The 20,868-nt window shown below is 62.5% G+C and carries 15 protein-coding genes and 1 pseudogene; 10 read left to right on the top strand and 6 right to left on the bottom strand.

Features of this window, described 5'->3' with window-relative positions:
* Positions 1-37: 37 nt before the first annotated feature.
* The 4 genes from bphC to ACIBCN_RS43775 all read right to left on the bottom strand — a co-directional run bounded on the left by bphC (position 38) and on the right by ACIBCN_RS43775 (position 5,614).
* Positions 38-976, bottom strand: a complete 939-nt coding sequence (bphC, locus tag ACIBCN_RS43790) for a biphenyl-2,3-diol 1,2-dioxygenase (protein WP_396998709.1) — start codon at positions 974-976, stop codon at positions 38-40.
* Between the two features lie 169 nt (positions 977-1,145).
* Complete coding sequence (locus ACIBCN_RS43785; protein WP_396998707.1) at positions 1,146-2,009, bottom strand: alpha/beta fold hydrolase; 864 nt, start codon at positions 2,007-2,009, stop codon at positions 1,146-1,148.
* 103 nt (positions 2,010-2,112) lie between these two features.
* On the bottom strand, positions 2,113-3,810 hold the full coding sequence (gene kstD / locus ACIBCN_RS43780) for a 3-oxosteroid 1-dehydrogenase (protein ID WP_396998706.1): 1,698 nt from the start codon (positions 3,808-3,810) through the stop codon (positions 2,113-2,115).
* Between the two features lie 112 nt (positions 3,811-3,922).
* Positions 3,923-5,614: an AMP-binding protein gene (locus ACIBCN_RS43775; protein WP_396998705.1), complete on the bottom strand. Its 1,692-nt coding sequence runs from the start codon at positions 5,612-5,614 to the stop codon at positions 3,923-3,925.
* Positions 5,615-6,371: 757 nt separating this feature from the next.
* Here ACIBCN_RS43775 and ACIBCN_RS43770 point away from each other — a divergent pair.
* The 4 genes from ACIBCN_RS43770 (at position 6,372) to ACIBCN_RS43755 (ending at position 14,007) form a co-directional block, all read left to right on the top strand.
* Positions 6,372-7,094 (top strand): hypothetical protein, encoded by a 723-nt coding sequence (locus ACIBCN_RS43770; RefSeq protein ID WP_396998703.1) that lies wholly within the window; start codon positions 6,372-6,374, stop codon positions 7,092-7,094.
* Between the two features lie 44 nt (positions 7,095-7,138).
* Positions 7,139-12,268, top strand: coding sequence for a beta-ketoacyl synthase N-terminal-like domain-containing protein (locus ACIBCN_RS43765; RefSeq protein ID WP_396998702.1), 5,130 nt, complete (start codon positions 7,139-7,141; stop codon positions 12,266-12,268).
* Positions 12,258-13,022 carry a thioesterase II family protein gene (locus ACIBCN_RS43760; protein ID WP_396998700.1) on the top strand — a complete coding sequence of 255 codons (765 nt, stop codon included), beginning with the start codon at positions 12,258-12,260 and terminating at the stop codon, positions 13,020-13,022. Before ACIBCN_RS43765 ends, ACIBCN_RS43760 begins: the two co-directional genes overlap by 11 nt.
* Positions 13,023-13,227: 205 nt before the next feature.
* A complete protein-coding gene (locus tag ACIBCN_RS43755; protein ID WP_396998699.1) occupies positions 13,228-14,007 on the top strand; it encodes an IclR family transcriptional regulator in 780 nt (259 codons plus the stop codon).
* 106 nt (positions 14,008-14,113) lie between these two features.
* Here the strand turns inward: ACIBCN_RS43755 and ACIBCN_RS43750 are convergent, their stop codons facing one another.
* Together ACIBCN_RS43750 and ACIBCN_RS43745 are read right to left on the bottom strand one after the other, a co-directional pair.
* Positions 14,114-14,560, bottom strand: coding sequence for a hypothetical protein (locus ACIBCN_RS43750; RefSeq protein ID WP_396998697.1), 447 nt, complete (start codon positions 14,558-14,560; stop codon positions 14,114-14,116).
* Positions 14,561-14,632: 72 nt separating this feature from the next.
* Positions 14,633-14,959, bottom strand: a complete 327-nt coding sequence (locus ACIBCN_RS43745) for a helix-turn-helix domain-containing protein (protein WP_396998695.1) — start codon at positions 14,957-14,959, stop codon at positions 14,633-14,635.
* Between the two features lie 1,071 nt (positions 14,960-16,030).
* Between ACIBCN_RS43745 and ACIBCN_RS43740 the strand changes: the two genes are divergently transcribed.
* From ACIBCN_RS43740 to ACIBCN_RS43715, 6 genes and pseudogenes are all read left to right on the top strand, one after another.
* Positions 16,031-17,113, top strand: coding sequence for a lactonase family protein (locus tag ACIBCN_RS43740; protein ID WP_396998693.1), 1,083 nt, complete (start codon positions 16,031-16,033; stop codon positions 17,111-17,113).
* A gap of 57 nt (positions 17,114-17,170) precedes the next feature.
* Entirely contained in the window at positions 17,171-17,506 is a 336-nt protein-coding gene (locus ACIBCN_RS43735) for a hypothetical protein (protein ID WP_396998691.1), read from the top strand.
* A gap of 7 nt (positions 17,507-17,513) precedes the next feature.
* Complete coding sequence (locus tag ACIBCN_RS43730) at positions 17,514-17,711, top strand: hypothetical protein (protein ID WP_396998689.1); 198 nt, start codon at positions 17,514-17,516, stop codon at positions 17,709-17,711.
* Between the two features lie 358 nt (positions 17,712-18,069).
* Positions 18,070-18,264 (top strand): hypothetical protein, encoded by a 195-nt coding sequence (locus ACIBCN_RS43725; protein WP_396998687.1) that lies wholly within the window; start codon positions 18,070-18,072, stop codon positions 18,262-18,264.
* Positions 18,265-18,577: 313 nt separating this feature from the next.
* Positions 18,578-20,197, top strand: a complete 1,620-nt coding sequence (locus ACIBCN_RS43720) for a M4 family metallopeptidase (RefSeq protein WP_396998685.1) — start codon at positions 18,578-18,580, stop codon at positions 20,195-20,197.
* Between the two features lie 298 nt (positions 20,198-20,495).
* Positions 20,496-20,756 (top strand): annotated as a pseudogene (locus tag ACIBCN_RS43715) (tyrosine-type recombinase/integrase); the annotation flags it as partial.
* Positions 20,757-20,868: the final 112 nt, after the last annotated feature.

The raw sequence follows: 20,868 nt of genomic DNA, 5'->3' as shown, positions 1-20,868 counted from the left end.
TCCATTCCTAGATAAATGAGGCGCCATGCTGCCGGTGCTATTGCCCAGCTCCAGACGCGGCCACGTCGCTCATCTCCATGGCGGCCAGCGGTTCGGAGCCGGACCAGTCGTGCCCCCAATAGCTGTCGGCGGTGATCTCTTCGGCCGTGTAGTACCTGTCGTCGACCCGCGTTCCGGCGCAGCCGTATTCGATATCCCAACCGCCCGGCGCCCGCACATAGAACGAGACCATCTTGTCGTTGGTGTGCCTGCCCAGCGTCGACGAGATCGAGAACTTGTCCTTCATCGAACGGTCCAGCGCCCGGCCGACGTCGTCCAACGTCTCGACCTCCACCATGATGTGAATAAGGCCGGGTCCCGTCTTCGGTGCGGGAATCAACGCGAGGCTGTGATGACGCTCGTTGACGCCGAGGAAGCGCAGCCGCACCGGTGGCGTTTCGGGCGGTGTCGGGATCCGGTACGCGCCGCGCGAATAGAAGCCCAGCGTATTGACGTAGAAGTCGAAGGCGGCATCGACGTCCGCGACCGGGACCACCACATGCCCGAGCCCTTGCGCACCGGTGACGAAGCGATTGCCGAACGGTGTTACCACCGGGCTGTGGTCCAGCGCCGGCCCGTGAAAGATCTCCACGGTGTTTCCCGCGGGATCCGTGAAGGCGAGGGCCTCCTCCACTCGTCGCTGATCGGCCTCTGCGACCGAAAGAACCTTCCCGCTGATACCGGCGGCCTGCACTGCCGCGCGCACGGACTCGAGCGCGTTGTGGTCGCGGACCTCCCAGCCGATCGTATTGACCCGGTCGGTGTCGCCGGGAACGACGATGAGCCGAGCGGAGCGCTCATCCATGCGCAGGTACAGTGCGTCGTCGTCTGGCCCAGCGCCTTCCGCCAGGCTCAGCACGTCGAACGCGAGGGCTCGCCAGCGGTCCACATCGGTGGTCTGAATATTGACGTAGCCAAGACTTTTGATCTCCGGCATATGCTCTTCCTTTCCGCGGGGAGCGCGGGCTCGAGCGCCCTCGCGCAGGCCGTGGAAAGCAATAGTGCTGGTGCGCGGTGCCGACGCATACCAACGCTCCCGCTGATCGGGAGGCGCGTCGAACATCGAGGTCAGCCGTCATAACCAGGATTGCGGTCGCGCGGCAGCGTCAGCCGTGTTTGCGAGTCAAGAAGGCCAGCACCGCGCTCTCCCATGCTTCCTTCTGCTCGATCATCACCCAGTGCCCGCAGTTCGGGAACACGTGCAGCTCGACGTCCGGGATGGTGCGCATGGGCACGATCGCCATATCCATCGGGCTGACCCGGTCATCGCGCCCCCAGGTGATCAGCGTCTTCGCCCGTACCTTGTGCAGCATCGCCCACTGAGGCGGCGAATCAGCAGCGACCTGCGCGACCGCCATTGCGTCCAGCGCTGCCCTGCTGTACATCCGGCGCGCGGCGGCCAGCGTATCCCGATCGGTGGCCAGGGCCCACCGCTGCTCGATCAGCTCGTCGGTGATCAACCCGCGGTCGTAGACCATCGAGTTCAGCCATTGCACCAGCCGCTCGCGGTTCGGGTTCTCGGTGAACTCCACCAGCAGGTTGATGCCCTCGCCCGGCGCCGGGCTGAACAAGTTGCGCCCCATCCCACCGATGGTGACCAGCCGGTGCACCCGTTGCGGCTCCGCGATGGCGAAGTCGGTACCGACAAAACCGCCCATCGAGTTGCCCACGATATCCACCTGCCCGAGGCCTAGTCCATCCAGGAATCGGGTGACTGCCGGGCGAGCGGCCATCATCGGATGTTCGTCGGTCGCGTCGCTCACGCCGAATCCCGGGAATTCCAGTACCAGGCATCGAAAGTGTTCGGCCAACGCCGGGAGGTTGCCGTGAAAGTTGCGCCAGCCGGTGACCCCGGGACCGGAGCCGTGCAGGAGCAGGAGTGGCGGCCCGCTCCCTACGTCGTGGTAGCGCAAAATCCCATAGTCGGTATCGAGTTCGCGCAGTGTGGACTGATATGTGGGCTCGGGCACGTTGGACACCCCTGTCTGGGTCACCGGCAATTTGCGCTGCGCACGTTAACCGGTGCGGGCCACGGCGCCACAGCCGTGCTCCCGCTCAGCGGTATCCCTCTCGCTATATCGCGGCCGAAGTTGTTGCTGGGGTGGCCTTCACGATGTGTTCGACAGCCAGGTACGCGAATACCATCGCTGGGCCGATGGTGGCCCCGGGTCCGGCGTAGGTGTGACCCATCACGGGAGCGCTGGCGTTGCCTGCGGCATAGAGACCTTCGATGGATGAACCGTCCGCACGCAGTACCCGGCCGCCCGCGTCGGTGACCAGGCCGCCCTTGGTTCCGAGATCGCCGGGCACGAGTTTGGCCGCATAGAACGGGCCTACTTCCAGCGCACCAAGATTCGGGTTCGGGCGCTGGCGTGGATCGCCGTAGTACCGATCGTATGCGCTCTCGCCACGCCCGAAATCGTCATCTCGGCCGTTGCGTGCGAAAGTATTGAATCGCTCGATCGACGCCATGAGCTGGTCGGCGGGGACACCGATCTTGTCGGCCAGCTCGGCGACTGTGCCGGCGCGCGCCAGCGCCCCCGATTTGAACCAGCGCCCCGGCAATGGCTGGCGGGGTGTCTGTCCGGCGAACGCATACCTGTTGCGGTAGCGCTGATCGAAGACCAGCCAGGTGGGAATGTTCGCACCGGGGCCCTCGCCCTGTCCGTATTCTCCGCCGTACATCCGGTGTGTCGCTTCGACGTACGGTAGTGACTCGTTCATGAATCGTTCGCCGCGATCGTTGATGATGATGCTGCCCGGCAGATTACGCTCGGACAGACAGAACCATGCCTGGCGAGGCAACGGGATCGACGGCCCCCACCAGGCATCCTCCATGAATTCCACTGCGGCGCCGAGGTCTTGGCCAGCTCGGATACCGTCACCGGTGTTGGCCTTGGCGCCGACGGTCCATTCGGTGCCAATCGGTTCTCGCTGGTATTGCTTGCGCATCAACTCGTTTCGTTCGAATCCGCCGCTGGCGATGATCACGCCGCGACGTGCGCTGATTGTCTGCCGGACGCCATCGCGTTGCACCACCACGGCGGAAACGCGCCCGTTGTCCTGGCGAAGTTCGGTCAACGGGGTGTTCAGCCACACCGGGATGTCGGCCTGCAGCAGGCCAGCCCGGAGCATGGCGGTCAGTGCTTGACCACGCGCGAGTAGCTCCTGCCGCAGCAAGGTTCCCTTCACCCAGCGTGCGCCGATCCGAATCGCGCGCAGCGGAAAGCGAGGGTTGCGCAGCCCCAGGTGTATCTGCCGGTAGTCGGCCTGGGTCATGACGAAGTTTCTCGGAGCCGATACGTAATCCGGCTCGAGATTGGCCAGCTCCGACCCGAGCTTCTTGCCGTTATAGGGCCGAGGCTCCACGGACCGTCCATGCGCGCGACCGCCCGGCGCCTCCGGGTAGTAGTCGGAGTACTCGGGAACCCAGCGCATGCGCAACGGGCTGACGCGGGTGAGGAAGGAGAACACCTCCGGGCCACGCTCGAGGTAGATATCAATTCGCTCGGGGGCCACACCGTCACCAACGATGGATTCGAGATACTTTCGCGCATCCTCGAAGGTGTCTTCGATACCAGCGGCCACCAGGGCCTCGTTATTCGGGATCCACACGCCCCCACCCGATCTGGAGGTGGATCCGCCGTACTGTGCGGCCTTCTCTACGACGACCACCGAAAGCCCGTTGTGCGCCGCGGCCAGGGCCGCCGTCATTCCGGCGGCACCGCTTCCAACGACTACGACGTCGAACTCAGCGACATCCTGTGCCATGGTTCTCCTTCACACTTCGCCTCAGCCCTTCGGCTGAGCGCACTTATATCCGAAACATGATCCCGCATAGCCGTATACGTCGCGGTCCGCGCGCTCTGCGGCAGACGGGGGCCTACAACAGTCGCTCGCGGCCGAATCGGGCGAACTCCGCCTCGAGTTCGCGCTTATCCCCGGCGGTCATCAGGTGATAGGCAGGCGACCCGCGGTCGGCCCACCGGTATATGGAATCGCCCGCCCGCCAGGCCTGCTTCTGCAAGTCCCGCTTGAGCACCTTGCTGGAGCCGGTAACCGGGAGCCGAGCCGACACTCGCACCAGCCGTGGGGTGTCCTTGCTTCCGAGATCAGGTTGGGCACAGAGGAACTCGGCAAACTCCGCAGGATCGAAGGTATCCGGTTCTGCTACTTCGATGGCCGCCATGACCTGATCCCCCGACCGTGGATCCGGCACCGCATACACCCCGGTGGCAATGACCGCCGGGTGCCGGCGCAGCACCCGTTCTACCGCCAGTGCCGAGATGTTCTCACCGTCAACGCGTATCCAATCCCCTTTGCGGCCCCCGAAATACAGGAATCCGCCGGTATCGATATAGCCGAGATCCCCGGTCCAGTACCAACCCTGGCGGATCCTTTCGGCGTCGGCCGCGTCGTTCTTGTAATAGCCCTCGAAAGCGAGTGCGCCTGTCTTGTCGACCATCTCACCGATTGCCGCGTCTGTGTTGAGCACTCGGCCATGCTGGTCGAGCACGGCTCGGGCACATTCCCGCAAGGTTTCCGGATCGACAACCGCCACACCCGGATGCGCCGGGCGACCGAGCGCACCCGGCGGCGCGTTCGGATCCAGCGCTACCAGACCCGAACCTTCGCTCGAGCCGTAGCCTTCGAACAGCACAGCGCCGAATCGGCGGCGAAACGTCGCCTGATCCTGGGCCGATGCCTCGGTGCCAAACCCGCGAATCAGCTGGTTGTCGGAATCCTGCGCCGACTCCGAGGTCGCCATCAGGTAGCTCAGCGCTTTGCCGACATATGTGAAGAAGGTTGCTCCGAAGAACCGCACATCCGGCAGGAATTGCGAGGCTGAGAACTTCGGCGTCAAACAGACCGTCGCACCGTTGGCAAGGGCGGGTGCCCACAGCGCCATGATGGCGTTGCCGTGGAACAGTGGCATACAGCAGTAGTCCACATCCGAACGGACGTGACCGAACTTCTCGGTGGCCGCGTACGCGATTCGTGCCAGCCGGCCCTGACTGCACTTGACGGCCTTCGACGTACCTGTGGTTCCGGAGGTGAACAGCAACAGCAGCAGAACATCCGGTCCCGCCTCGGTCGCAGCGACCGGCTCGACTCGGTGGTCATCCACGAGAGCGTGGTAGCCGGGATCGTCGATGAGCAGGAACCGGTCGGAGTCGAGGTCCAGCTCGAGCTCGCGCAGTCTGGCCATCCCGGCCGCGTCGGTCACCACCAGTTGGCAGTCCGTATACCGGATGTCGGCCTGGATCTGGCGCTCGCTTCTGGTCGGGTTTATGCCGACCAGGGTTGCTCCCGCCATCGCCGCCGCGCCCAGCCACCACACGAAATCGGGCACGTTGTCCAACAGGATCCCGATATGAAACGGCCCGTCGCGTCGCAGCTCTCGCGCCAGCGCGGCCCGAGCGGCCGACTCCCGGACCACGTCATCCCACGTCCAGTTCGCGGTGCGCGTTCGGAGACCGAGATGTGTGTCGCCGAGACGGTCGAGCAACATCGTCGCGATATCTGTGCGCAGACCCGAAACGATGCCCCGCCCCTCCGGTCCAGGGGTTGTCATCCAGAGATCACCTTCCGTCAAGGGGCTCCCACCTGGCGGGAGCAGCCGATGCTCGATACCCGATTGGCTGGATATCGTCTCCTGGTCCGATCCCTCACCACACCCTATTCTGGAACACGTTATAACACTACGACGACTTGATTACAGCACAGAACCACAGGTCAATCCAGATCTAGTCTGCGATGGACGAGAACACGTTACATCACTATTGTGGCTGCTATGCGCGAGAGCTGCATCCGCGCTCAGGGGGCAAGTAGCCGCCCTGCACAACGGCTTCCGGGGGTGATCTCGCGTCTGTCGAACCGCCCGGCGAGCGGGGGCTGTCCGGCGATCCGGCGATGCTCGCAACTGACATCGGCCCAGCCGGTCTCGGTGTGCCGTCTCAATTGGTAACGCACGTTGGCAACCTGACAGCCCAGCGGAAGGCTGAGAGTTGAAGTTTGAAACTGGAGTATGGGTCATCGGAGCCTCAACCTGGCTTCCGGAAACGCGAGACTACGCAAGTGCGGCAATACAGCGCGGCGCTCTCAGTTCCGAAGATGCCGAACTGAAGGACGTAAGCAGCGTACCCGTAGCAACCACCGTCGCCGCACCCGATATGGCGGCTAGTGCCGCGATTTCGGCGCTGGAAAATTGCGGTCGGCTACCCGAGGAAATCGGGTACCTGATACACACGTGGCTATATCATCAGGGGCACGATATATGGTCTGCGCCGCACTACATCGCGAACGCGATAGGTGCTGGGAATTGTATTCCGATGTCCATGCACCAGGGATGCGACGGTGGGGTTCTCTCATTGCAGAATGCGGCCGCATTGGTGAGCAACAGCGCAAAGGACGAGCTGGCGATCGTCACGGCAGCAGACCGCTTTGTCGAGCCGGGTATCGACCGCTGGAACAATAGTCCTACGTTCGCGTTGGGTGACGCAGGTGCTGCCGTCGTGTTGAACAACAGCGCCGGATGTCCCGGATACAAACTGAAAGTCGAGTCCATCTGCACGCGTACAGCTCCGGTATTCGAGGTGTTGAATCGGGGTACATCGAATTTTTCGGACTATCCGCTGGCGAACGGAGCACCCTCGCGGGAAGGGGCCGACGGCGCCGAGGAAGTCATCGAATCGGTTGGCGGATTCGACTTCATGGTGAAGACGGGACAATCAAAGATCCGAGAGGTGTTCCAGCAAGCCCTGGAAGAAGCCGGGATCGACGACGCCGATAAACAGCTGGATCTGATCATGCTGCCCCGCATCGGTGCGGGTGTCCTGGAGAACTCGTATATGCCGATCGTCGAGCACCTGACGTCGGTCAAAATGACCAGCGGCCATGCCAGGACCGGCCATCTGGGCTGCGTGGATCCGCTGGCGGACCTTGCCGAAATCTTCGGCGGCCGACTGGTCAACGACGGTCGGTACGCCGCTCTTTTCGGATTGGGAGGATGGTTTACCTGGACCTGCGCCATCGTAAGAGGCGTCAGCGAATGAGCCGGAACCCTTGTGACGCAGCACATTATGGAGGGGACGAACAAGTGGACGGCAATACGAAGTCGAACGAGTATTCCATTGAGCCGATCGCCATTGTAGGAATGGCATGCCGCCTGCCCGGCGGAATCACATCGCCGGACGATCTCTGGAATGAACTGCTCGCCGGTACGGACCTCTGCAGCGATCTCCCGGATGGGCGATGGGACTACGCGATCTCGCCCGAGACAAAGTCGATACTGGAACAAACTACAAAACGCGGATACTTCCTCGACGATATACATTCGTTCGACTCGGACTTCTTCACGATTCCGCCATGGGAAGCCGAAACAATGGATCCGCAGCAGCGGCTCGTCCTGGAGCTGGTGTGGGAGGCGCTGGAGAGCGGCGGGCAGGCCACGCCGGACCTGGCCGGATCGAGCACCGGCGTGTATGTCGGCGTGGGCGCCACCGACTTCGGCAACCGCAAACTATCCGATCTGAACAATATCGTTGCGTGGACCGGCGTCGGCTCTTCGCCCTGCGGGGTGGCCAACAGGGTATCGTATTGCCTCGACCTGCGAGGTCCCAGCGTCGCCCTTGATACCGCATGCTCGGCTTCGCTGGTGGCAGTTCATTCGGCATGTCAGGCGTTGCGCAACGATGAAATAACAATGGCCGTCGCCGGCGGCGCGAATATCATCGCCGCGCCGGGATTCAGCATAACGCTCGATGCTGCAGGCGCAATGTCATCGGATGGTCGATGCAAGTCCTTCGATGAGTCGGCCGATGGCTATGGCCGGGCCGAAGGTGGCGGCATCGTCGTGCTGAAGAGACTGCCCGACGCGCTCGCGGCGAACGACAACATACTGGGGCTCATCGTCGGGAGCGGAGTCGGCCAAGAGGGCCGGACCAACGGCATCATGGCACCGAGCACGGATGCTCAAGAAGCCCTGCTGCGGAAAACCTATGCGGCAAGCGGGTTGGACCCGCGGACGGTGGGCTACATCGAAGCTCATGGCACCGGGACACCCCTGGGCGACCCCACCGAAGTGCGTGCGATCTCGAAAGTCTTTGCAGGTGGCCGAGACTCGGACGCACCATGCCTCATTGGTTCGGTCAAAGCCAATGTGGGACACCTCGAGGCCGGATCGGGTGTGATCAGCCTGATCAAATCCCTGCTGGTTCTCAAACACGGGACCATTCCACGTCAGATCAACTTCACGACACCTACCAGCAGGATCGACTGGGCCGGTTCGGGCGTTCGGGTCGTTGATCAGCACACCGATATGCCGACCATCGAGGGTCATCGCCGAATCGGCATATCCGGGTACGGATATGGCGGCACCATCGGGCATCTGGTAATCGAGGGGACGTCCCCGCGCAATTCGGTACCTGCACCGAGCGCAGAGAACGGCACGCGTCTGGTGCCCGTCACCGGCCGGACGGCCGACGAGCTACGGGAATGGGCCAACAGCCTCGCCGAGCATCTGGACCAGCATCGCGACGGCTCGTTCGACGACGTTGCCCATACGCTGGCGGCGCGGCGCGACCATCGCGAGTATCGCTCGGTGCTGGCGGTATCCGATTACGCACAGCTGCTCGAAGGTCTCCGGAACATCAGCCTGGGTGACGACGTGATCGTCGGCCGGGCAAGCGAACCGCGCTCAGGCACGGTATGGATCTACTCGGGTCATGGTGCGCACTGGGATCGGGTCGGCACCGGGCTACTCGAGGTCGATTGCTTCACAAAGATCATCGACGAGATCGATCCCATTTTCGAGGTCGAGCTCGGGATGAGTTGCCGTAGCCTCATCGAGTCGGCGGCACCCGCCGAGACCTATGCGGCACAAGCATTGACCTTTGCGATCCAATGCGGCTTGACGGAAGTCTGGCAGTCGTACGGGGTTCGCCCGGCAGCGGTGATCGGTCACTCGCTCGGCGAGATCGCCGCGGCGGTGACCGCCGGCGTCCTCACCGTCGCGGATGGCGCCCGGCTTGCGTGCCGTCGCGCTCTGGTTGTTCAGAAGGCGGCAGGCAAGGGGGCGATGCTGGCGGTGGGACGCGGTGCATCCGAACTCGAACACATACTTCCAGACAACTGCGGTGTGACGGTGGCGATCAATTCGTCACCGGACAGCAGCGTTGTGTCGGGGTCGGCATCGGACATCGAAGAAGTGGCACCGATCCTTGATAGGCACGGCATTCGATGGAAGCGGGTAGCAACGGACGTCGCATTCCACAGCTACCACATGGACCCATTGGTCGACGACCTGATGGCCGCCGTGTGCGACCTACCCGTGCACGAACCCAAGATACCGATGTACTCGGCAGTGCTGCCGGATCCGAGGACGGACGCACCTCGCGACGCGGCATACTGGGCCGCGAATCTCCGTGCGGTGGTCCGGTTGGAGAGCGCGGTTCGGGCAGCGATCGAGGACGGCCACAATGCTTTTCTGGAGATATCCGGTCATCCGATTGTCTCCGAATCGGTAATGGAGACCGCAGAAGCCATGGATAGGCCATCCTGCGTGGGTCACTCGATTCGCCGCAATAAGCCAGAACTGGCCATAATACGGGAAAATGTATCCTATCTCTTCACCGAGGGTGTCGAGATAGCATGGCGCGATTTCACTCCGGGGCGGCTGGTAGAACTGCCGGGTCATCGATGGGATAGGCGACAATATCCGGACACCGCGATACCGCTCGATACCGTACGCGTGCCGCACCATACTGCACCGCACAGCCTAATCGGACAGCAGAACACAATTACGACCGGTGATCGGGAGATCGAATTCTGGCGCTCCGCGGTCAGCTATGACACCCGACCATACGGCGGTATACATGAGGTCGATGGTGTCGAAGTGGTCCCCGCATCGATCATCGTCAACTCATTCATCACCGCGCTCTTTGCGGACCACGCCGACAGGCCGGTGTCACTGCGCTCGATAGAATTCACCGCGCCACTGATCTTGGAAAACACCAAGGTGATCGACGTGGTCAACAGCGACAACAATGTCACGATCTCCAGTCGCCCGTCGTCCGCAGAGCCAGGAGCGAAGCCGAGACTCCATGCCCGAGCAAGCCGACCGGACCGGCAGCTGATCGGCGTATCCAGCCTGTTCGATTGGGCAGCGGCGCGCGAGAGATGTAGTGCGCCCATCGATCCGGGCGAGCTGCCAGGTAATCTGGCGAGGCGAGGAATCGTGTCCTCTGCCTTCCAATGGACCATCAAGGATCTGAGGCTCGGCAGATCGGAAGTTGTGGCGCAAATCAGCGTCGAAGAACCCTGTTCTTGGGCGCCGATACTCGACGCCGCATTTACGATACCCATGCTGGTGTCGGGTACCGCCGACCGGTCAATGAAGATGATCTCGGGCGTCCAGCAGATCGAGCTCCGCGGCCCATTCGGCCCGGAGATCATGGTTCATGCCGCGGCGCGGCCAGGACTGAATGACGTCATTGATATCTCTATTTCGGATGACCTCGGCAGGATCATTGCCCATCTCGGTGGCGCGGAATTTGTCGATGCCCCGGCGTTTCAGAACGATACCGGCGACGGTACTTCACTTTATCTGGATAGCTGGTGCAGCGTATCGCTCGGATCCGTGAGCACGGAGAGCCGCGATCAAAAAACGATTATGGTAGTAGGCGACGGGTCGCTAGCAGCGCGTGTTCGAGACGGGCTGGCCGCGCTCCCTGTCCGAGTAACCGGCCATAAAAATATTGGACAGTTGCAGCACCCACTCGACGCCGACATTATTGTGATATATGTCCCGAACGATGCCCGAGGCGACGAGCGGATCGAACAGGCGATACGCCGATCGGCAAACGATTTACATGCCTTGCTGCGATTGGCCACCTCGGCCGTGGTGGCGCCTAAAGTGTGGTTGATGACCACGGGCATCCGGGAGAATAGAAGCGAATCGACGTTGCCGGCTGCAGCTACTAAAGGCATCGTCCAAAGTGTTTATGCTGAGTACCGCGATGCGTGGGGCGGGGCCATCGATCTGCCGGCTACGCTCAACGATAGCGAGTTCAATGATATATGGCGTTTGATAAATGAGGCAGCCTGCGGTGAAATCTTCTCACTCGCTGACGGTCAAATTTCACAATATCGGATAAGCAGGCAGGAGCCGATTGACAATATCAAGCAGTTCACATGCTCGCCGGACGCCACCTATGTGGTCAGCGGTGGCGAATCAGCGCTCGGCATAAAGTCGGCCGAGTGGCTGGCGGCGGCTGGAGCTCGGTCAATTATCTTACTCTCGGACGCATCCGGCGCCGATGGTGCAGCGGTTGCGGCACCACTGGTCCAGAACCTCCGCTCACGTGGCGTGGACCTGCATGTCGCGACAGTATCTTTCGATCAAATCGATGCGGTGCGGCAGGCCATCGACGGGTTGCGTGGAGACTTACCCGTAGGCGGCGTCGTGCATGCCGTGCATCCGCTGGAGGTCGAGCGGTTCGGCCCATTCGACGACGCCGAGTTCGCCACCCTGCTGGCAGCTGCTATTGAGCCCGCACGTACGCTGCACACAATTTTCCCGCCATCGAGCGTCGCCTTCTTCGTCCTCAATTCTCCGGCCGTCCATACGCTATGTGTCGGCGGATGTCATGCATCGGCGGCGGTGAGCGCATACTTCGACGGCCTCGCGAGACTACGTGCCACGGCGGGAAGTTCGATATCTGTTTCACTCGGATGGTCTCCCTGGCCGGGGCTTCTCACCGAAAGCACCACCGCGGCAATCCAGTACGAGCTGCGGAGTCGAGGCATGGAGTTGTTGGATGAAGTCCAGGCGGCCGAGGCGTGGCGCAGTGCCCTGTCCGGCGGCAACGGTGGGTCGATCGCCGTCTTGAATCCCGGAGAGCCTGGCACACAGCGGTTTTCGGTGCCCGCCCTGGAATCTTTGCATCGCATGGCGGTGGATCAGGCGGACAGTGCCCGCCCGGCGTCATTCGAATCGACCATCGACGAGGTCAGCAAGTGTGTAGCCAGGGAGACCAAGCTTTCCCTGGCCGATATCTCGCCTGGCCTCCGATTGTCGGATATCGGTTCGGACTCGGTATTGATTCTCGCGATGCGGCGCACGCTCGAGCGACGCTTTGCCGTGCGGATTCCTACCAGGGTGATGTGGGAAGGCGGAACGGTGGAGGCGATTGCCAGATATATCATGGAGGTCAGTAATGGCGGATAGGTCACAGAGTCTGTGGATCAAGAGGTTCCACCCATCGCCGAACACCGGCATCAGACTCGCCTGCCTTCCACACGCAGGTGGCTCGGCGAGCTACTTCCTGCCTGTGTCGAAATCGCTGGCTCGGGAATGCGAAGTACTGTCGGTTCAATACCCCGGCAGGCAAGAACGGCGGCTCGAGCCGTGCATAGTGGAGATCGGCGAGCTTGCGCAAAGAGTCGCGGCGGAACTAGCCGAGTGGGCAGATCAGCCGCTGGCAATCTTTGGCCACAGCATGGGTTCAGTGCTCGCCTTCGAGGTAACGCGAATACTGGAGGCCAACGGAATACAGCCGGTGGCCCTGTTTGTATCCGGGCGCCGGGCGCCGTCCGCCACGCGCGTTGCGGCGATGCACTTGCTGCCGGATAGCGAGCTGATCAAGGCAATCCGGTCAATGGAGGGCACGAGTGAGTCCCTGCTGAACGACGACGAAATGATCCAGCTTATTCTGCCAACGATCCGTTCCGACTACCGCGCCATCGAAAGTTACCGCTACACACCGAGTCCCGCGATATCTGCACCCATTCATGCATTCATTGGTGATCGCGACCCTCAAGTCAGTGAGGACGAGGCCGACGACTGGCGCCATCACACAAAAAGCGAGTTCACGCTCAACGTCTACACCGGTGGACACTTCTACCTGAATACCCACGCGCAGCGAGTGATCAGCTTTATCGGGACTATCCTTGCGAAGGAAATCCACAGCGTTGATAGGTGAGCGGACGAGCAAGTTGCCCTCGCCCGCTCCCGCCGAGGATGACGGCTGGCGTGCAATTGCCGGCCCAGCGTGGACCCAGCACGACTTCCGTTCCGTGGGAACCCCAGCGCAAACATCGGCCAAGAGCCGCTCACGACAGACGGGGCAGCCGTACCATTCTGAGAAGCGCGGTGTGGTGGCCAGCGCTGATCGGAGGTTCGACGTGATGCCAGAACAGACGGAACCGCCGGTCTCACAGCTGGAGCGGGTTGAGCTGGTGCTCAAGGCGCTCGAGCTCGAAGGGTATCTCACACTCACCCAAATATCGGCCGCTACCGGGATCCCTCGCTCCTCCGCACAACGGCTGCTCGAACGGATGGTCAAGCTCCGGTGGCTCTTACGCGTCAGCGACTGTTACGAGCTAGGTACCCGGATGTTCGAGCTGGGCTCCGAAGCCGTGCGCAATCACTGGTTCCATCGCATCGCCTATCCCCATCTCGCCGAGTTGCAGGAACGCACGCAGTTGGTCGTGCATCTCGCGTACCTCGACGGAGGCGACGTCGTGTATTGGGAGAAGCTACCCGGCACGATCGGGATACGAGTCCCGACCCGTATCGGTGGGCATCAGCCTGCGCATCGCACAGCGCTGGGTAAGGCACTGCTGGCGGCCGAGCCTGACAAATGCCTTGAGCATCCCGCCTTCGACTCGATGAAACGCAGCACCCCGACCACGATCACCCACCGCGACGAGCTCGCCAGAGAGGTCGCCAAGGTCCGTGCAGACGGGATCGCTTTCGACCGCGGCGAAGCACTGGTCGATATCGGATGCATCGCAGCGACGGTCCGCGCGGGCCACGCCAGCACCAGTGACGGTTACTCCACCACCGCGGCGATCTCGATCTGTGGCCCACTCCGCCAAATAGAGCCCAAGCTCATCAGCCTGCTACGCGCCACCGCCAACCAGATCACCCGAGCCGCAGCCGTCAACCCGATGACCGATTCCTGAAAAGAATCATCGGCGTTGCACAGCGGTCACCGGTCGACCATCCGAGCGCGCGCGCGGCGATATCCATCATCCGTCGCAGAATAATCCTGTGCTGCTTGGCTTTTCGTCAATTTCCCCGAGCGATGATCTTGCGCGAGTGGGCATCCAGCTGCCCTGAGTCGGCTTGCCAGATCGCCATCCATCCGATGCTGTTCTCGATTTTGATCGTTTCCGGATTCGCACGCTTGTCGCGACTGACGAAGATTTCACGGCGGTAGTCCTCGATGTTGCCCTCGGTCTCATCCGGATCCGCTTCCATCTCCGAGAGCAGGGTGGTCCCGAGTTCCAAGAGAGTCGTATTCACCGTTATCGAGGCACCTCGATGCTGGGGCTTGAGATCCCGAAGCTTCTCCAAGAGTCGGGACTTGGCCTGTTCGGCCGTCTTGGCGTAAGCCTGAACAAGCTCAGGCCCGGAAGGGAAGTAGAACCTCGTCGCAGCTCGATAGCTGCCAGTCGACTGCCGCTTGACCGAGATCTCACCGTAGGTGCCAACCGGGTGCTGTAGGCGGCTCACACGATCAGTTTTCCCAGCCGGCGGCGGCAGGAAGCACAGATGCCAACCTGGCCGTGCAGCCTTCCATATCTCTCAATCTCGGCCCAGAAACCCTCGATGACACCTCCCCGATAATTGCAATGGCACAGCCCGGAACTCCCCACATGAATTCCTCCTAACCATCTCCTTGCGAGGTGATATTCGATCCACTTCCGTTCCTGAGCTGCTCTTCCTCCACGCCAGCAAGTCGTCGAGCCGGTAGCGGCGAAACCGGCCAATCCTGGCAAACCGAGGGCCGCGGCGACCCGACGCCCAGACTGCGAGTGTTTTGGCGGGCACCCCGCGTCGCTGAGCAACTTCCTCGGTGCTGAGCCAGGCTGCTTCACCCGTTCCCACGACGCAGACTCCTGCCCGGGGCATCACAATTCAAGGCCTCGAAGTGTGCTGGATAGTTGCCGATCATTAGGTTGCCGTTCGAGCGCTCGTGTCGAATGAACCGTCCGCCGTTCTCGGATTCAGGCTCGGCGCATCCCGGAACGCGCTCTCCCAACTGAGCGCTCGGTGAATCACGCCAGCGCATGCCGAACGAGGACGTCCACTGAACCGATAAGGCATTCAACAACATCATGACACCCTCCCTAAGTCTGGCCGTTAATCAATTGGACGCGGATCCCTATCGGCGCTACCCCCAGGCGCTGCCAAGGCTCGAAGCATCCCGTCAGGTCCTTCTATAACCAGAATTGCAATATTTCTCTGTGGACAACAGACCAGTTAGAACATTCCATATGGGACCTAGAATGCTTTTCTCCATAGCATGATGAGGTGGGCATCGCCCGCTTTCGGACCCGAGGGCGCCATGTAGGTGAGATAGACCGAGCACCCGCCATCGGGAACACCCGCGATTCCATAGTTGGAGGGCAGCGTGTAACGCATCGTGGCGGCAGGCAATCCCGCCAAATGTCAGGTGGTGCCCGTCGGGTTCGGGTCCGGGATCCTGTTCGTCGTCACGTTTGTGCTGCAGCCATACCTGCATCCGCCACCGCCGCTACTTCGCACGGGCACCCCGCCGTCTCTCGTCGTGTATTTCGCGCCGCTGGCATGGTCGGTGCTGGCAATGCTCGCTGTCCAAGCACACGCGCCGTGGCCGGTGGTCGCCCGTATCGTTCTGGTTACGGGCCCGGCGGCCGCGGCGGCGTGGTACTTCGCCCGGTGCGGTGCCCCGACAGCCGGTGGAAAGCCTTGCCAGCGACGACGACGCGGGCCACGAACGCGATGCGACGCCCATCACAGTGATGCCACCGCTTTCGACAGGTGGGGGCGGCAATCCTGGCCCTAGCGCTGTTGTGCGCCGGTTTCGTTGTCGGCGCTTATCGCACGGTGTGAAGTGTGGCTTACCGGTTCGCTGAATGACGCCATGTGTTGACCGGTGGTTATCTCGAAGCTCAGCATGAGCACGTCGAGAATATCTGGCCTCCGAGGTGAGGAACCACTATGGCGCACCCGATTTCCGAGCCCGCGGCCGCGGCGTCCGGCACGGTGTATGTGACGAACAGCGATTCGAATAACGTCTCGGTGTTCAGCATCGGAGCAGGCGGAGCGCTCAGCAAAGTGCACGAGCCGGTCGGCGATTGTGGAGAGGATCCACGTGCGATCGTCGCCGCGCCCAACGGACGCACGATATACGTGTCCAACACCGGCGCGAACCACATCTCGGCGTTTCGCGTCGGCGCTCACGGCTCGTTGACCTGCCTGCAGAGCCCTATCAGGACCGATGGTGACGATCCGTTCGGACTCGCCCTCTCGCCCGACGGACGGCGGCTGTATGTCGCCAACATCGGGTCGGGCAAGGTGACCGTGTTCACCGTCGAGCCCGACGGGAAGCTAGTCCGGCCGAAGACATATCCGACGGGCGCGACCAGTCCCCGCGGTGTTGCCGCCAGCCCTGACGGTCGGTTCGTCTATGTGAGCCACGGCAGGCCGATGCCCGAGACCGAACCCGGCCGTCTCACCATCTTGGCCGTGCGGCCGGACGGATCACTGCATCTGGTGAACAAGGACTCGATCCACATCGGCCTGTCCGGAGCTATGCTCGCGCTCCCTCGCAGCGGGCGCTTCCTGTACGTGGGCGCACAACGATCGGACCAGATCTTCGGCTTCGGGGTCGGCTCGGACGGCACTCTCACCCCAGTGCCCCGCTCGCCCTTCCCCGCCCCGGGGTTTCCTGAAGGCGTCGCCGTCACCCCAGACGGCCGTCACGTTTATGCGGCTGGGCAGCAGGACGGTGCCGGTGGGGTGCACGGCTTCGTTGTTGCCACAGACGGTTCGCTGAGTCCCGTACCGCACTCCCCCTTCAAGAAGGGAACGTCGCAGGTCGGTATCGCCGTCACCCCCGACAGCCGCTACATCTACACCTCGGGCGACGACTCGACCCCCGAACCGATCTCCAGCGTGTACGGATTCAGCATCGACGACGCGGGCACCGTGCACGACGTTGCTCGCTCACCAATCAAGACCGGTGGCACGTCACCGGCATTCCAATCCGTCGCGATCATCGCCAACCGGCTTCGCCAATAGGGCCGCGCCGGCCCATCAGAGCCTGAATGTCACGGTACCGATCGGGGGACAACGATTTTGAGCAATGACAAGCCGAATTGGGAGTTACTGAGGCAATTGTGGGACGAGCATATGCAAGCCCCATTTCCGCCACGCCTTCGTGGCGCAGATGTCGCAGGTGTGGACTTCGTCAGCATCGATTCGTATACGTCAGGGTGCGTCCACACCGCGCTGTTTCATGCGCTGGACGATTATCGTCGCCGAGCCCTCGCTGGATGCATCGAGGGACTGGAGAAGATCTTGCCGCACATCGAGGATGGGTGCGAGCTGGAGTATTTCGAACGGTTGCACAAGATGGCAGTGGTGTTGTCGGCACTCGACGAGGCGCAGACCGACACCAGGCCGTTGTGTTGACAAGCGCATGCGGCTGGCGCGTGAGATGATCGGCGCCTTTTGCCCCGACCCCGACGAGGTCGAGGTCCGCGCACTGCTCGCCTTCTGCCTGGCCCTCGGTAGCGCCTTCCTCGCCGCCGACCATCGCGGCCGCACCCGCGCCCAAGTCATCGCCCGCGCCACTGATCTCATCCTCGCCCAACCACCCGGCGGCCCCTCCCGATGATCTGGTTCGCAGTCAGCGGACCTGCACACCCGCACGGGGCAGACCTCGCGGCCGCGCGGCGGGCTCGTCGCAGCACGCGTTGCATCCGCAAGATGTAGAGCGTCGACCGGGTAGCGAATAGGTCGTGATCCTGTTGTGCGGCAAAGCGATAGCCACGCGCAGACAGTGATCGTTGTGCGAGCAGGACAACACCTCAAGGGCCGGGCCCGAATCCTGATGCGCCGGACCGGCCGGCAGATTTGCCTCTATCGGGATGGGATCTTCGGTCTTTGGGGGACAACACAATTCGGGTCCTGCGCCGCGCGGTCATCTCCCACTACATTCAGGTCGCTACCACCCATCGTGTGAGGAGTTTCGGATGTACACACCTCGTGGAATCTTCGTCGCCGCCCTGATCGGCGCCGCGACCGTGATCGGTGGCGGTGCCGCCATGGCTGCCCCCCTTCCACTCGAACCGGCCACGCCGACGCCGAGCGAGTCCGTCGCCGGCTGGGATTGCAACTCCCAGCCGCTCATAGCCCTCTGGTGCTTGATCGCCAGCCCATCGGCGTAGATGTCGCGGGCCGGGGACAGTGGAGGCCAGGGCGCCGAGATCCGGTTGTGCACCGCGGCCAGCCGAAACACCGGATCCTCGATTTCGATGGTGTTCCGTATCGAATCCGAACCGGCACGATTCCAAGGTATTCGCGCATAACATTTTCTAGCCGCGCTAGCCGATAGCCCGAACATTCTCAGACCAGCTATCCCTTTCCCCAGTCTCGTCTCCAGTCGAGTTGACCGCCGGTATGTGGTTCTACTTGGTAATGAAACTCACACATAAACGGGCGGGCCGAAATACCGCCTTCGCGTTAATTGCTGTCGGGGCAATGGTGTTCGCGTCCGGTCCTGGCGCCAGCGGTCAGCCTCCGTCCAGCCCCTCCGCACCGTCGAGTTCTGACCTGTCCGCCGTGCCGAAGGTGGTGACGACCGACCAACAGGGTGCCGTCCAGCAGGTGGTACCCAAAGAACCGATCGCGGTCCCGGCGGGAACGCCCGCCGAAGCCCCTGCCGCGGCGCAGGCGCACGCGGCCGGTGTGCAGAAGGCCCTGAGCGGAAATGGCGCTACCGTGGGCGATCTGGTTGTGGAGTCGGTGTTCCAGGTCGGTAAGGGATCCACGGTCCGGTTGCGTCAGGAGATCGACAAGGTGCCGGTATTCGGCGCGTCGGCGGCAGAGTCGCTGGCCGCCGATGGCTCGCTCATCTCGGTGACCGGCTCGCTGTCGAAGAAGTCGCAAGGCAAGTTCGCCACGACAACACCGCCCGCGGCGGTGCAGGCGACCGCGCTCAAGAAGGTCGCCGAACAGAGCAAGTCGGCGCCGGATCGGCTGAAAGTCACTGCGACCAAGGCCTACTGGTACGACGCGAAGCTGGCCGCGAAGGACCAGGCGCAGAGTACTGCGGTCCCAGCCTTCAAGGTCGACATCAACGGTGCCGGCGCGGAAAAGAAGGGTGAGCCAGCGACCTGGGTCGTGTTCGTCGACGCCGGCAACACCGCCAAGGTGCTCGACAGTTGGAGCGAGACCAAGCACCTCAACCGGGTCGTGTGCGACAACGAGAGCAGGCAGATCGACCCCGACCAGGCCGGATGTGGCACCGCCGATATCCAAGCCACCAGAACCGAAGGCAATCCCCCCGTAGGTGTGCAAGATGTCGACCAGGTGTATGACTACCTGGGCAACACCGAAGGGTTTTACGCGAAATACACCCAGGCACCGAACCTCACCGAGCTGATCGGCGACGACACCGGTGATGGGTACGGAAAAGCGTTGCGCGCCACCGTCCGTCTGTGCACCTACGACGAGTGCCCGTACCAGAACGCCTTCTGGTCCGGCAGTTACATGGCCTACGGCTCGGGTGTGACCACCGAGGACATCACCGGCCATGAACTCACCCACGGCGTAACCCAGAACACTAACGGTCTGGTCTACCGCGACGAACCGGGTGCGATCAACGAGTCCATGTCGGATGTCTTCGGCGAGTTCGTTTTTCTGACCGATACCGCCAATCCGTGCAACACCGCGGCCAACCGGTGGAAGCTCGGCGCCTGCAGCTCCTTGGGTGTGATCCGCGATATGCAGAACCCGAAGGCGTACCGCAATCCCGATACCTATAAAGGTCAGTACTGGTACGCCGGTAGCGGCGACAGCGGCGGCGTCCACACCAACAGCGGCGTCGGAAACAAGACCGCACAGATCATGGTCGACGGCGGCAGCCTCAATGGCGTGACCGTCACCGCCCTCGGCATCGAGAAGACCGCCGCGCTGTACTGGACCACGCAGACCCTGCTGTCGTCCAACTCCAACTACGGCGCATTGTCCAGCGCACTGAAAAACGCGTGCAACACCAATGTTCGTAACAACGCCGCGGGCACCACGGCCGCTGACTGCGTCCAGGTGGCCAATGCCACCAAGGCGACCAAGCTGCCGCAACTGGCGACTCGCACCTAATCCATCACCGCCGATAAAACCCGGGCGGCTCACCGAGCTCGGTGAGCCGCCCGTTTCTTGGGTAGCTGTCGCAGCGGCGCTCACAGGAGATGAGCGCAAGATGCTCGCTAACGGACACACGGTAGTCGGCACTGTCGGATGTTTCTGAGCTGCAACGGCTTTGGTCCGCCGGTCACCCGAGGCTGTCGCTTCGATCGGCGTGGGGGTAGTCCATGGGCGGTCTCCTACGCTGTCGCCGGGTAGACGGTGATTCGACGGATCGGGTTGAACCGCCTACGCCTGTACTTCGCGGGGCCGCCGGATGGATCGGCACTGCGCCACCCGACGGCTCCGACACCTGGCCCGGGTGTCGGTGGTGCGACTGCCGCGGATGCATCCGCACATGCTGCGGCACACCTTCGTCACCACCATGCTCGACGCCGGAGTCGACCTGCGCGATGTCCAGATCGCCGCTCGCCATGCCGACCCACGCACCACCATGCGCTACGACCGCGCCCGCACCAACCTCGACCGCCACTCCAACTACATCTTCGCCGCCTACATGTCCTCGGGCACATGACGATTGAACATCCGCACATGGCTCCCCTACTTATTTCGGAACGATGCGGTCGCCAGGCCGGCGTCGTTCCGGTCTGGGTGCGGTGACTCCTTTGGCTCCCCATGGTCCTCGA

This window comes from Nocardia sp. NPDC051052, from assembly GCF_044456045.1.
Classification (GTDB): Bacteria; Actinomycetota; Actinomycetes; order Mycobacteriales; family Mycobacteriaceae; genus Nocardia.
This window is presented reverse-complemented; position numbering and strand designations above follow the sequence as displayed.

Excerpts from the sequence above, each read along its gene's own strand:
- bphC (WP_396998709.1), bottom strand. The coding sequence starts at position 976 with ATGCCGGAGATCAAAAGTCTTGGCTACGTCAATATTCAGACCACCGAT.
- kstD (WP_396998706.1), bottom strand. The coding sequence starts at position 3,810 with ATGGCACAGGATGTCGCTGAGTTCGACGTCGTAGTCGTTGGAAGCGGT.
- ACIBCN_RS43775 (WP_396998705.1), bottom strand. The coding sequence starts at position 5,614 with ATGACAACCCCTGGACCGGAGGGGCGGGGCATCGTTTCGGGTCTGCGC.
- ACIBCN_RS43770 (WP_396998703.1), top strand. The coding sequence starts at position 6,372 with ATGTCCATGCACCAGGGATGCGACGGTGGGGTTCTCTCATTGCAGAAT.
- ACIBCN_RS43760 (WP_396998700.1), top strand. The coding sequence starts at position 12,258 with ATGGCGGATAGGTCACAGAGTCTGTGGATCAAGAGGTTCCACCCATCG.
- ACIBCN_RS43755 (WP_396998699.1), top strand. The coding sequence starts at position 13,228 with ATGCCAGAACAGACGGAACCGCCGGTCTCACAGCTGGAGCGGGTTGAG.
- ACIBCN_RS43745 (WP_396998695.1), bottom strand. The coding sequence starts at position 14,959 with ATGCCCCGGGCAGGAGTCTGCGTCGTGGGAACGGGTGAAGCAGCCTGG.
- ACIBCN_RS43740 (WP_396998693.1), top strand. The coding sequence starts at position 16,031 with ATGGCGCACCCGATTTCCGAGCCCGCGGCCGCGGCGTCCGGCACGGTG.
- ACIBCN_RS43730 (WP_396998689.1), top strand. The coding sequence starts at position 17,514 with ATGCGGCTGGCGCGTGAGATGATCGGCGCCTTTTGCCCCGACCCCGAC.
- ACIBCN_RS43725 (WP_396998687.1), top strand. The coding sequence starts at position 18,070 with ATGTACACACCTCGTGGAATCTTCGTCGCCGCCCTGATCGGCGCCGCG.
- ACIBCN_RS43720 (WP_396998685.1), top strand. The coding sequence starts at position 18,578 with ATGGTGTTCGCGTCCGGTCCTGGCGCCAGCGGTCAGCCTCCGTCCAGC.